Source organism: Phascolarctobacterium sp., from assembly GCF_030531065.1.
Lineage (GTDB): Bacteria > Bacillota > Negativicutes > Acidaminococcales > Acidaminococcaceae > Phascolarctobacterium_A.
The window spans coordinates 86766-99999 of record NZ_JAUNOQ010000009.1 but is presented as its reverse complement, the minus strand read 5'-3'; the positions used below and the strand labels follow the sequence as shown (position 1 = coordinate 99999).

General features: G+C 41.0%; 13 protein-coding genes. 10 read left to right on the top strand and 3 right to left on the bottom strand.

The features are described from left to right. Positions 1-178: 178 nt before the first annotated feature. The 6 genes from Q4E64_RS07715 to Q4E64_RS07690 all read left to right on the top strand — a co-directional run bounded on the left by Q4E64_RS07715 (position 179) and on the right by Q4E64_RS07690 (position 4565). Positions 179-517, top strand: coding sequence for a hypothetical protein (locus Q4E64_RS07715; RefSeq protein WP_303167225.1), 339 nt, complete (start codon positions 179-181; stop codon positions 515-517). Positions 518-520: 3 nt separating this feature from the next. Further along, positions 521-865 (top strand): VapD family protein, encoded by a 345-nt coding sequence (gene vapD / locus Q4E64_RS07710; RefSeq protein ID WP_303167223.1) that lies wholly within the window; start codon positions 521-523, stop codon positions 863-865. A 113-nt stretch (positions 866-978) separates the two neighbouring features. Further along, positions 979-1488 carry a helix-turn-helix domain-containing protein gene (locus Q4E64_RS07705; protein WP_303167222.1) on the top strand — a complete coding sequence of 170 codons (510 nt, stop codon included), beginning with the start codon at positions 979-981 and terminating at the stop codon, positions 1486-1488. A gap of 30 nt (positions 1489-1518) precedes the next feature. After that, positions 1519-2928: an undecaprenyl-phosphate galactose phosphotransferase WbaP gene (gene wbaP, locus Q4E64_RS07700; protein ID WP_303167220.1), complete on the top strand. Its 1410-nt coding sequence runs from the start codon at positions 1519-1521 to the stop codon at positions 2926-2928. 5 nt (positions 2929-2933) lie between these two features. Further along, entirely contained in the window at positions 2934-3755 is an 822-nt protein-coding gene (locus Q4E64_RS07695) for a glycosyltransferase (RefSeq protein ID WP_303167219.1), read from the top strand. Beyond that, complete coding sequence (locus tag Q4E64_RS07690; RefSeq protein WP_303167217.1) at positions 3756-4565, top strand: glycosyltransferase; 810 nt, start codon at positions 3756-3758, stop codon at positions 4563-4565. It begins immediately after the preceding gene. A gap of 61 nt (positions 4566-4626) precedes the next feature. Here the strand turns inward: Q4E64_RS07690 and Q4E64_RS07685 are convergent, their stop codons facing one another. Beyond that, positions 4627-5469 (bottom strand): PD-(D/E)XK nuclease family transposase, encoded by an 843-nt coding sequence (locus tag Q4E64_RS07685; RefSeq protein WP_303167215.1) that lies wholly within the window; start codon positions 5467-5469, stop codon positions 4627-4629. A 155-nt stretch (positions 5470-5624) separates the two neighbouring features. On the opposite strand from Q4E64_RS07685, the gene Q4E64_RS07680 reads away from it, so the two are divergent. From Q4E64_RS07680 to Q4E64_RS07665, 4 genes are read left to right on the top strand one after another with little or no spacing between them, the layout of a single operon-like run. Further along, positions 5625-6608: a glycosyltransferase gene (locus Q4E64_RS07680; RefSeq protein ID WP_303167214.1), complete on the top strand. Its 984-nt coding sequence runs from the start codon at positions 5625-5627 to the stop codon at positions 6606-6608. 2 nt (positions 6609-6610) lie between these two features. Continuing rightward, complete coding sequence (locus Q4E64_RS07675; RefSeq protein ID WP_303167212.1) at positions 6611-9289, top strand: CDP-glycerol glycerophosphotransferase family protein; 2679 nt, start codon at positions 6611-6613, stop codon at positions 9287-9289. Positions 9290-9291: 2 nt separating this feature from the next. Beyond that, entirely contained in the window at positions 9292-10077 is a 786-nt protein-coding gene (locus Q4E64_RS07670; RefSeq protein ID WP_303167210.1) for an ABC transporter permease, read from the top strand. Between the two features lie 14 nt (positions 10078-10091). Beyond that, entirely contained in the window at positions 10092-11192 is a 1101-nt protein-coding gene (locus Q4E64_RS07665) for an acyltransferase (protein ID WP_303167208.1), read from the top strand. 112 nt (positions 11193-11304) lie between these two features. Here the strand turns inward: Q4E64_RS07665 and Q4E64_RS07660 are convergent, their stop codons facing one another. Both Q4E64_RS07660 and Q4E64_RS07655 read right to left on the bottom strand, forming a co-directional pair. Continuing rightward, a complete protein-coding gene (locus Q4E64_RS07660; protein ID WP_303167206.1) occupies positions 11305-12123 on the bottom strand; it encodes an Rpn family recombination-promoting nuclease/putative transposase in 819 nt (272 codons plus the stop codon). A 308-nt stretch (positions 12124-12431) separates the two neighbouring features. Then, positions 12432-13220 (bottom strand): PD-(D/E)XK nuclease family transposase, encoded by a 789-nt coding sequence (locus Q4E64_RS07655; RefSeq protein ID WP_303167205.1) that lies wholly within the window; start codon positions 13218-13220, stop codon positions 12432-12434. Positions 13221-13234: the final 14 nt, after the last annotated feature.

The following is a 13234-nucleotide window of genomic DNA, read 5'->3' as shown; positions in this document are numbered from 1 at the left end:
TATTGAAATTTCTTTTCTTTCTTTCAAAAATGTCCTTGACAAAGGGTACAGTTTAGCTTAAACAATCGCTTTGCGATTGTTCCTTGTACTTAAAGTGTAGTACTGATATAATAATAGTGGCGCTAAAAGTTTTCTTTATTGGAAAGATGCACATAATACTTAAAGTGAGGAGTATATTATGCTGAAGATGATTATTCGTATGGATGATAATAAAATAAATGCAGAAAAAAAGTATCGTTTAGATGGTATTTACAGTACTATTAACAGTGCTTTTGTAAAAATGGGCTTGCCGCGTATAGAAGAAACGCCTGGTTTATTGGTTTATCGTGATAATGGCAGCAGCAAGGATTATGGACGTTTTGGCAGAATTGTAAATACTTTGAAAAAACAGGAATGGTTTATGGATAATGTCGCTGTATGGACTTTGTGTGACAGCGAAGATTCAGACAATCCTGCTGATTTTAGCGAAGAAGATTTATTGCGTCATTACCGTCAAAAGCAGGCTATAGGAGCGTAGAATTTGGAAAGAAGATATTTTAAAGCGTTGAATTTTGACTTGGACACGCATAGTTTGCAGAAACATTATTCAGGTGCTAATTACCGGCAGGCATATTATGATTTACGCAAATTTTTTAAACTTCATAAATTTTCTCACAGGCAAGGTTCCGGCTATATTTCTGACGAGAAATTGAGTACGGCAGATATATATGATTTGATGGACGAATTATTGGATACATTGCCTTGGGTTAGCTTATGCGTAAACAAGATTGATGTGACTAATATAGGAAAGCAGCACGATTTAACAGAACTACTGAAGCCTAGTGAAGATATGGAGCTGGATAAAGAGCTGTTGATTGAAAGATAATAAAATAAAACTAAAACTCGATGACGAACTTCTCTGATAGCAGGGAAGCGGTCATCGAGTTTTTTGCTTTATTGGCTTAACGGCCTTTGCAGCCTGCGCAGGGCTCTGACTTTATGGATTATAGTAAGGATGTACTGCTGGCTACATTGCGTAAGGAAATAGGAGAAGCGTTGGCTGATTGTCGAAAGAAGCGAGGGCTGAAACAAAAAGAGCTGGCTACGATGTGCGTAATGTCCGAAAGACTGTTGATAGGGATAGAAAACGGATATATCAATTATAGTATTGACAAATATCTACTAGTGAGCGTGGCTTTGGATGTGGATATAGCGGAGCTGATGGGCAGGGCAAGGGATAATATAAACGCGGAAGCGAGGGAACAGATGCGCCTAACGGAGCGGTTAAACAGGGAACGAGCTGACATGCAGAAGCGGCTTGAGGGGTACAGGAAAGGAAAAGAAAGGGAGCCTGCGAAAGAACGGCGAGCCAAAGGGTCGCAAGAAGCAGAAACAAAAGCTAAACGCCGGCCAAAAGGTCTTGCGAGGGGGGGCAGATGTGCTAAAATATTCATGGGCATGATTTTAGATTTACTTATGTTAAGGAAATTTGTTTTATACAAAGTATAACCGCAGCTGTAGGGATGGGGAGAAGAGCTCGTGAAACGCTATTACACGTCGATATTGTTTTTGCTGTTTATAGCGTTGGACTATGTGGCGATAATTGGCGCCGAACAGAGCGCTTTCTGCCTGCGCAACTGGTTTTTGCGTTCGCAAAACCTGCATATTTCCTGGCTCAATTTCTGGATAGTATTTCCCAGCCTGTTCCTGCTCTTTATTCATCTGGGACAGCTGTACAGCCGCCGTATGCCCTTCTACAAGGAAGTGGAAAAACTGTTCCACGCCTGCTGCTACGGTACGCTGGCCGTAATTTTTGTTTTGTACGTGGCGCGCATCGCCGCCACCACCAGCAGAATGTTCGTGGGCTTATTCGGTATTCTGGCTTTCGTTTTCCTGACGCTGTTGCGGTACGGCGCTAAGCGTTTGCTGCTGCATTGGGATTTGCTGCAAGCGCCGACGATTATCATCGGCGCGGGCAAAACGGCGGAGCTGCTGGCGAAAAGCATTACGCAGGACGCGGGCATGGGCTATAAAATCGTCGGCCTTTTGGAAGATAACAAAGTGCAGCCGGGAGTCTTGCAAAAATATCCGGTTCTGGGTAAATTTGCCGACGCGGAAAAAGTGATTAAGGAAACGGGCGTCAAGCGGGTCTTTATCGCCGCGCCGGGGCTGGAAGAACGCAAGCTGGGGATGTTAATCTATCGCATCCAGCCGCTGGTAAAAAACATCGGCGTGATTCCCAATTTAGTGGGCGTGCCTTTGGGCGCTGTGGAAGCGGAAAGCATTTTCAACGAAAAGCTTTTAATCCTGCGTTTGAAGAATAATCTGGCGCGGCCGCTGAACCGCTGGCTGAAAACAATTTTCGATTACACGCTGACGATTGTTGGCACGATTTTGATTTCTCCGGTTTTACTGTTTATCGCCGCCTGGATTTATAAGGATTCGCCGGGGCCGGTGATTTTTAAACACACGCGCGTCGGGAAGAACGGCAAGCCGTTCCCCTGCTATAAATTCCGCAGTATGTGCGTGGACGCCAAGGAAAAGCTGGCGGAACTGCTGGCTAACGACCCGGCGGCGCGGGCAGAGTGGGAAAAAGACTTTAAGCTGAAAAACGACCCGCGCATTACCAAAAGCGGCGCGTTCTTGCGCAAGACCAGCCTGGACGAGCTGCCGCAAATCTTTAACGTATTAAAAGGCGAGATGAGCTTAGTAGGGCCCAGGCCGATAATAGCGGAAGAACTGGCGCGCTACGGCGAGTACGTGGGCGATTATCTGATGGTGAAGCCGGGCATAACCGGTATGTGGCAGGTGAGCGGCCGTAGCGATACCACCTATAACGAGCGCGTGCAGCTGGATAGCTGGTATGTGCGTAATTGGAGCGTGTGGCTGGATGTAATGCTGCTGTGGCGGACGGGGAAGAGCGTGTTCATGGGCAAAGGAGCGTATTGAGAAAGATGCAGTTTTCCGTACTGCTTTCAGTATATAAAAATGAAAAGCCGGAATATCTGCGCCTAGCTTTGCAGAGCATCGCCGCGCAAACCTTGCAGCCGGACGAGATTGTTATCGTCAAGGACGGCGGCTTAACGCAGGCTTTGGATGCGGTGATAGACGATTTTGCCGCCAAGCAACAAAACGTAAGAGTCCTGCCTTTTGCGCAGAACCGCGGTTTAGGCTTGGCGCTGCGGGACGGTGTGGAGGCTTGCAACTATGAATACATTGCCCGCATGGACACCGACGATATAGCGCTGCCCGACCGCTTTGCCAGGCAGATGGCTTATCTTGAGCAGCATCAGGATATCGCGCTGCTGGGAAGCTGGATAACGGAATTTTCCCAAGATGCCGATAAACCTGACACTATAACCAAGCTGCCTTGTACCCATGAAGCAATTTTGTCTTACGCCAAGAAGCGCAATCCTTTCCGGCATATGACGGTGGTGTTTAAGAAAAGCGCCGTTATAACCAGCGGTAATTACCGGGATTTTTTGTGGTTCGAGGATTACGATTTGTGGGTGAGGATACTGCAGCAGGGCTATAAGGTGGCGAATATGCCGGAGGTGCTGGTAAACGTCCGAGCTGGGGAAGAAATGTTTGCCCGGCGCGGCGGGTGGAGGTATCTAAAGCAGGAAGTAAGGTTTCAGAGAGCGCTGTATGAGCGGGGATTTATTGGCTTAGAAAATTATGCAAATAATGTATTTGTAAGGATAGCCATCAGGCTAGTACCAAACAAAGTAAGAATTTTTGTTTATAAAAAAATTTTGAGAAGAACGGTGAGATAAATGCCTAAAGTATCGGTAGTGATGGGCGTCTATAATTGCAGAGATTCGGCTGCGCTTTACAGAAGTGTACAGTCAATAATTGCCCAAACGTATACTGATTGGGAATTTATCATCATCGATGATGGGTCAACAGATAACACTTTCGAACTTTTACAGAAGATAAAAGAGCTGGACACAAGAATAAGAATCGAACGCTATGCTAAAAATAAAGGCTTAGCCTTTGCCTTAAATCACGGTATTTCTTTGGCAGAGGGGCAGTACATTGCGCGCATGGACGACGACGATATATCCAGAGAAGATAGATTAGCAAAACAGATAGCATATCTGGAAACGCATAAGGAAATAGACTTTGTGGGCAGCATAGCCAGAGTGTTTAATAATAACGGCGTTTGGGGCGTTTTAAAAATGCCGGAAGCGCCTGCTAAAAACGACTTTCTTTGGAATATACCTTTTATCCATCCCACGATGGTTTTTAGAAAAAATATTTTTGACGTTGTGCAATACAGTACGGACGCGAGCAATAGAAGATGCGAAGATTATACTTTAGTGATGGATTTATATAGCAAGGGATATAAAGGGCATAATATACAGGAAACGTTGCTTGATTATTATGTTGCCAACGGCAGCAAAAAATACAGGCCGATGAAGGACAGGCTGAGCGAAGCCGTTGTGCGTTACCGCGGTTACAAAAAGAATGGCATTTTGCTTCAAGGACTGCCGTATATATTAAAGCCTGTTATTTTGGGTTTGATACCGCAGTTTATTTTTAAAAAGATTAAAGAGATTCAGTATAGGCGATACGGAAAATAAAGAAGCCCCCTGAATGAAATCAGAGGGCTTGCGATGAATATTTTCTTGGCAAATTTTGAAATTAGACGCTAAGCGCTTTAACTTGCTCTATAGGAAGGTGCGTGCTTAAAGCGATAGCTTCGTCGGTTAAAGTTCCTAACCGTTTTAGATTTTTAGCGATGGATAAAGTTGTTTCTGCTTTGCCTTTAGACATACCTTCTGCAAAGCCTTCTTTTCTTAGTTCTTCAGAAATCTTACACATGATTTGTGCTCCTTCCTTAGTTTCTTTAAAATATTTTACACGTTGCTTTAATTCTTGATAATGCATATCTCTGGCACTGGTGCAGAAAAAATCGTGCATCAGCTTGCTCAATGCAGTTTCGTCATAACGGCACGCGCCGTTAACATAAATAATATGCGAACCGTCGTTAAAGTGGTTGCCGCTTTCATTGATTTTACGGTCGATGTGATAGATTGGGCGACCTTCGCCTAGTACGTCGGTTTCCGTAATGAAGATAACGTAGGTGTCGAAAAGCGTTCCGTAATCGACGCTTTTAGGAAAGTGCGCCGTATCGATTACGCCCACGTAGTAGCGGGCGCGTTTAGGCGAAGTATCGGAACTTTCACTGTGGACTTCTACATTAAAGTAACGGCCAAAGCCGTCTTGCGCCAGCACGTCGAGCTGTATGGAACGACCGTAAAGGTTGGTTAAGGCGTATTGGCTTTGCGCTTTTATTACTTTAATTTTATCATTATCCATAATAATACGCAATAAAAGTTCAGTAGCCGGGACGTTGTTTTCAAAAACTTTACGCATAAAGATGTCGTCGATGAGGCGCAACCGGGAGACTTTTTCCAGGTATTCTGGCTTGATAAATTCGTTGGACATGGCGTCAGCTCCTTTAGCTTTTATATAAAACTTCATAAGCTGGCAAAAGAAAAAGCAGTACCGACGTTACGTTGATGCGTAACGCGAGATACTGCTAAATGGACGCTGCGAGGCGTTGTACTGCTTATGAAGTTTTAGTTGTCTAATTATACCATGGAAGTAAAAATTCTGGCAAGCTTCAAAAATTCAGTATGGCAGGGGATAGTATGCGTTTCTTATCGATTATTATTCCGGTATATAACGTAGAAAAATATATAGAGCAATGCTTTAATTCATTGATTGGGCAAATTGATGAAGGAGCGGAAATAATTTGCGTCGACGATGGGTCTACCGATAAGAGCGGAATGATATGCGACGCTTACGCTGGCAAAAGCGATTTGTTTAAAGTCATTCACACGGCTAACAAAGGCGTTGCTGCTGCGTGCAATATCGGCTTAAAGTTTACGCAAGGGAAATACATTGCTTGGGTCGACCCCGACGATTATGTGCGCAGTAATTGGTACGAAACCATAACGACAATATTAAAATCAAAAGAGCCTGACTTATTGATTTTTGATTATCAAAAAGATAAGGACGGTAACGGTCAAAAAATTATATATGCCGCTCGTTCTCAATATTTAAATAACGAAGAACTTTTGCACGATTTGGTTGTCGATCAAAAAATACAAAGCCAGCTTTGGCAGAAAGTTTTTAAAAGAGAATTGTTGAATGGAATTATTTTTCCGGAACATTATAAGTGCATGGAAGATTACGCTGTGCTACATAAAATAATTGAAAACTGCAACAGCATATATTACCTGCATGAAATCATTTATTGTTACCGAATCAGAAATGACGGCTTAGTTAAAGAAGTAGATTTGCAAAAAAGTTACGACTGTTATTTGATTGCTAAAGAACGGTACGAGTATTTATCGGCACGATATGAAAATATCAGTAGAGTCGGTTATTTGGCGCAGGCATTAGGGTTTTGCTTCCAATTTTGCAAATGCCGACAAATTTTAAAAAACAAGTTTAGCTGTAAATATAGAGAGCTGTGCGCAACTATAGACGGCAATATTTGGACTCTGTTTTTGGACGGAAATATTGGAATGCGCTTAAAAATAAAATTTATTTGCGTCTATACGAGGACGCTACCTTTGATAATAAAATTCTATGCAATAATACGAGGAGAGTAGGCATGTATAAATTTAAAATTTCCATAGTTATGGCAGTTTATAATGTGGAGCAGTTTTTAGCGGCAGCTATTGAAAGCGTTATCAAGCAGGACATAGGCTTTCAAGAGAATGTCCAGCTGATTTTGGTAGACGACGGTTCAACGGATAAATCCGGGAAGATTTGCGATGAGTTCGCCGTTCGATTTCCTGACAACATAATAGTTATGCATCAAGAGAACGGAGGGGTATCGTCTGCCCGTAATGAAGGGCTGAGACATATAGAAGGGAAGTACGTTAATTTTTTAGACGCCGACGATATGTTGTCTGAAGAAACTTTAAAAAATGTATTTAATTTTTTTGAGAAGCATTATGAAGTCGTTGATGTGGTGTCCATACCAATAATGTTTTTTGATGGGCAAAGCGGCAATCATATACTAAATTATAAATTTAACCAAGGCAGCAGAATTATAGATTTGGAGCAAGAGTATGATTGCGTACAGCTGAGCTTGTCGAGTGCGTTTGTTAAACATGATATTGCTAAGGAAATTTATTTCGATAGCAGATTGCAGTACGCGGAGGATGCGAAAGAATGCCTTCGTATTTTGTGCGCTAAAAAGAAATTAGGAGTCGTTAAAGAAGCGCAATATAACTATAGGAAGAGAAGCAGCGGAGAGCAGTCTGCTTTACAAAAAGCTCTTTTAAAGAAGGCATGGTACATGCCTTCTTTAAACTACTTCTCATATAGTAGTTTAAATAAGGCAAAGGAGTTGTGCGGCGAAGCGCCGTTGTTTGTGCAATATACTTTAATGTATGATTTGCAGTGGCGTTTTAAAGTAAATATTAGAGTTATACGCGACACATTAAGTGAAGAAGAAGCGCGGGAATTTATAAAAGCTTGTTTTGATATATTAGTCAATTTTGAAGATAAAATTATTCTTGGGCAAAGGCATATTACCCCGGAAGTGAAAAGCTTTTTGCTGGCGAAGAAACATAATGCAACGCCTGAAATTGGCGCTGATGCAAACGGCGATTTGGCTGTGAATATCAATGGTACGTCAGTCATTGCTTTAAAACAATGCGCGTTAAGGTTAGAATTTATTAACATAGCTAATGGTTCAATGGAAATAGAAGGCGCTATGACAGTTATTCCTACTGAAACGCCTACGGAGATTTGCGTAAGCGTTAATGGGAAATTTTTGCCTTGCGAAATCAATGACGCCAGGAAAATCTGTAGCGAATGTTGGGGAGAGCTAATTTCTGAGGCGAAGGCCTTTAAAGTTAAAATAGATAGTATCGGCGCCTGCGATATTTGTGAAATTAAATTTTATGAAAAAGTAGATAATCAGCTAGTGGAAAAAGAATCTGTCAGATTTGGCAAATTCTTCCCGCTAACGAAATCCTTTAAAAATTCTTACGCCTTACTAGGCGGCTACACTTTAACTTATGAAGATAATGCGTTGCGCGTTAGCAAGAGCAGCGTTATCAAGTCTATAGCTCAAGAAGTAAAATTGTTAGGCGAATTTTGCTCTAAAGGGCAGGCCGCGAAAAAAGCAATCGTTTCCCGCTGTTTGTACCATGCTATGAAACCGTTTTTCAAAAACGAAATCTGGCTGTTCAGCGACCGCATCAATAAGGCGGACGATAACGGCGAAGCGTTGTTTAAATACGTTAATGAAAACAATTTGCCGGTAAATGCGTATTTTGTAATTCGCAAAGACAGCGCGGATTATGCAGTCGTAAAAAAGCTGGGCAAAGTGTTGGATTATCATTCCTGGAAGCATAAATTGTACCATTTGTTAGCGGATAAGACAGTTTCATCTGCCGCCGACGATTTCGTTTACAATCCGTTTTACAATAATGAAAAATATTACCACGATATATTATATAAACAAAAAAGAATATTTTTACAACACGGGATAACAAAAGACAATCTTTCCGATTGGCTTAATAGATATAATAAAAATTTATCTTTGTTCGTTACGAGCGCAGTTCCGGAATATGAGTCCATTGTGCAGGGCGAGTATTTTTATAGCGATAGCGTTGTAAAATTGACGGGAATGCCGCGGTACGACAGATTGGTGGATAAAAAAGAAAAAGTTGTAACCATTATGCCAACGTGGCGGAGCAGTTTGGGTAGCAATGCTACTTATTTTGATGATGGCATAAAAAGGTATGATAAAACGGTTATGAATTCACAGTATTTTAAGTACTACAATGAATTTATTAATCATCCTCGTTTATTACAAGCTGCAGTGGAAATGGGATATGTTATTCAATTTATGCCTCACCCCAATTTAATAGGGTATATAGATTGGTTTGACAGAAATAATGTTAAATTTTGCAGCATAAGCACGAATTATAGAGATATTTTTGCCGAAAGCAGCATGATTATAACTGATTATTCTTCGGTAGCTTTTGATTTTGCATATCTTAGAAAGCCAGTTATTTATACTCAATTTGATAAAGAGCAGGTATTTTCTGGTAGTCATATTTATAGCAAGGGTTATTTTGACTATGAGCGCGACGGCTTTGGCGAAGTCGAATACGATTTAGAAAAGACCGTGGATAGAATTATTGAATACATGGAAAATGATTGTACTTTAAAAGATAAGTACAGAGAGAGGATTGAGAGATTTTTTGCTTTTAACGACAGGAATAATTGTCGGAGGGTGTGGGAAGCAATTAAATCTATTGATGTTTAAGTATGGTTTTAGTTAATGAAGCGTTAAAAAAAATTATGCGGCATAAGTTCCTTTTTGAAGAACTCGTCAAGCGCGACTTCAAACAAAAATATAAACGCACGGTTTTAGGTATGGGGTGGAGCGTTTTGTCCCCGCTTTTAAGTTTGCTGGTGATGAAATTAGTTTTTGGCCATTACTTCGGGCGCGGCGTAGCGCATTACACAATTTTTTTGTTTTGCGGTAATCTGGTCTTTAGCTATTATCGCGAATCGACGAACGGCGGCATGAACTCGTTAATGAGTAACGCCAGTATCTTTACCAAAATCAACGTGCCGAAATATATTTTTTTGCTGTCTAAAAATGTATCGGCCTTTATCAATTTTCTGCTGACGCTGTGCGTATTCTTCGTTTTTGCATTTTTTGATAATGTCAGCTTCGGTCCGCATTTTTTAGCCTTGCTGTATCCCTTGGCCTGCCTGGTTGTTTTTAATATCGGCATTGGCTTGATTTTATCCGCTTTATTTGTCTTTTATCGTGATATCAGCTATTTATACGACGTATTCACGATGCTGGTAATGTATTGTTCGGCAATTTTTTACAATGTCGACGTGCTGCCTGCCACTTACCAAAATTTGTTTTTGCTCAATCCGGTATATACATATATTAAGTATTTCCGTACCGTAGTACTGCTGGGGAAGCTGCCGTCGATGGAGATACATTTGTTGTGCGCGTTCTATGCAATTTTGGCTTTAGGGCTTGGCGCTTGGATTTACAAAAAATACAATCATAAATTTTTGTATTATGTGTAAAAGGAAATTACATTATGTATGAACGTAATTACGGATTAGATTTATTAAGAATAACAGCCATGTTTATGGTACTTTTATTACATATTTTAGGCCAAGGGGGAATTTTGAAGGCCTTACCCCCCCCCGAGACAAAAATACACTTTTCTAAGTTCGCGGCGGCATGGTTGGTAGAAATTTTTGCGTATTGCGCGGTTAATTGTTATGCAATTCTTACAGGCTATAACTATTTTGGTAAGGCGATTAAGTTTGCAAAAATAATGATATTTTGGTTACAGGTACTCTTTTATACGACCGGCATTAGCTTGATATTTTGGTTGTCCGGAAATAATATTCCTAAGAATATTTGGCTGGCGAGTCTTTTACCTGTTACTTATGGAGTGTATTGGTATGTTACGGCTTATTTTGGACTTTTTCTGCTCATGCCAATTTTAAATCAAGGCTTGGTTGGCGTTGATAGACAAAAATTAAAGCGATATATGATAATTTTATTTGTCTTTGTTTCTGTATTGCCTACATTATTTATGAAAGACCCTTATATACTTAATAGAGGGTATTCATTGATTTGGCTTTTGTTATTATTTTTGTTAGGTGGAGCAATACGTAAGTTGGATGTTGTAAATAATGTTTCGAGCGTGTTCGCAATGAAAATGTTTTTTACAAGCGTTATATTTACGTGGATATGGAAAATAGCGTTTGACATCTTGACTAAATACATAGCATTAAAAATAAATCCAGCTAATATTTTTATAAAGTATACATCGCCTACCATTATATTTTCGGGTGTATTCCTTTTTATCTTGTTTGCCAAAATAAAGGTGTCTAATGAAAGATTTAAAAATCTAATAAAATTTTTTGCGCCAGCAGCCTTTGGTATTTACCTTATTCATTTACATCCATTGATATGGAAGGGAATATTTCGTGGCTTTTCTGCTGGTTTTATCAAGTCGCATGTTTTGATGATGCTTGCTAAAATATTACTATCGGCAATATTGATATATCTAAGCTGTACTTTGATTGAGATTATAAGAATTAAATTATTTCATTATTTGAAAGTAGAAGAAAAAATCCAAGATGTATGCAATAAGATGATCAATATTTATGGCAACAGAACTTAAAATAAATTGATTTTAATGCTGATGCAGATTGGATGTCTAAATTCAGCGTGTGGCATGAAAAAAGGACGGCCTGCGCCGTCCTCTAGCGTATGATATGAAGTTGTAGCGTGGGCTAGACGCGGATTGCTTTGACTTGCTCTAAGGTGAGATTAGTAACTATAGCTATGGCTTCGTCACTCATTTTTCCTAACTTCTTCAAATTTTGCGCAGTTTCACTTCTGCCTTGAGCTAGCCCTTCACTTCTTCCTTTGGCTTCGCCTTGAGCAAAACCTTCCTGTTTCAGTTCTTCCATAATCTTACACATAGTCTGCACTCCTTCCTCGGTTTCTTTAAAATATTTTACACGTTGTTTTAATTCATGATAATGCATATCGCTGGCGCTGGTGCAGAAAAAATCATGCATCAGCCTGCTTAATGCGGTTTGCTCATAACGGCAATTGCCGTTGACATAGATAATATGCGAACCGTCGTTAAAGCTGGCTCCGTTTTCTTCAATCTTACGCTCAATGTGATAAATAGGCTGTCCTGCTCCAAGCACATCGGTTTCTGTTATGAAGATGACGTAGGTGTCGAAAAGCGTGCGGTAGTCGACGCTTTTAGGGAAGTGAGCCGTATCGATTGCGCCTACGTAATAGCGGGCGCGCTGCGGTGAAGCTCCTTCTGATTTACTTTGAACTTCTACGTTTAGGTAACGACCACAAGCGTCTTGGGCTAATACGTCCAATTGTACGGAATGTCCGGACAGGTTGGTAAGCGTATATTGGCTTAGGTCTTTGACCACTTTAATTTTATCATTCTGCAGAATGATACGCAAGAGCAGCTCTGTGGCCGGGGTGTTGTTTTCAAAAACTTTGCGCATGAAGGTGTCGTCGATAAGACGCAGCCTGGCAAGCTTTTCCAGATATTCGGGTTTGACGAATTCGTTGGGCATGCTTTCATCTCCTTTAGTTTGATAATTTGGGGTTGAAAACACATAATCAGAATGCGGCAAAACAAAAAAGCAGTACCGGCGCTCTGTAAAAACAGAACGCAGATACTGCTAAATAGATACTGTGAAGTACCGCCCTACTTATGAATTTTTCATATAAATTATAACATGTACAGAATACAGAGGCAAGCGTTGGCGATAACAAAAAGGACGGCCTGCGCCGTCCTCTAGTGTGCAATATGAAGTTGTAGCGTGGGCTATACGCTGATAGCTTGAGCTTGTCCTAGCGGCAAGTTGATCGCAATTATAATTTAGAGTAATGCAATGTATGTTGCCCAATTCTTTTTATCGATATTGAGCGCGGCTAAGGCTTGCTCGGTAGTCCAGTTTTGAGTTACCTTCAGGCTTTTGATTGATTCTAACATAGCTTCGGCTTTACCACTTTCTTTCAGTTCTTCCATAATCTTACACATAGTCTGCACTCCTTCCTCGGTTTCTTTAAAATATTTTACACGTTGTTTTAATTCATGATAATGCATATCGCTGGCGCTGGTGCAGAAAAAATCATGCATCAGCCTGCTTAATGCGGTTTGCTCATAACGGCAATTGCCGTTGACATAGATAATATGCGAACCGTCGTTAAAGCTGGCTCCGTTTTCTTCAATCTTACGCTCAATGTGATAAATAGGCTGTCCTGCTCCAAGCACATCGGTTTCTGTTATGAAGATGACGTAGGTGTCGAAAAGCGTGCGGTAGTCGACGCTTTTAGGGAAGTGAGCCGTATCGATTGCGCCTACGTAATAGCGGGCGCGCTGCGGTGAAGCTCCTTCTGATTTACTTTGAACTTCTACGTTTAGGTAACGACCACAAGCGTCTTGGGCTAATACGTCCAATTGTACGGAATGTCCGGACAGGTTGGTAAGCGTATATTGGCTTAGGTCTTTGACCACTTTAATTTTATCATTCTGCAGAATGATACGCAAGAGCAGTTCCGTAGCAGGTGTGTTGTTTTCAAAGACTTTGCGCATGAAGGTGTCGTCGATAAGACGCAGCCTGGCAAGCTTTTCCAGGTATTCGGGTTTGACAAATTCGTTGGGCATACTTTCATCTCCTT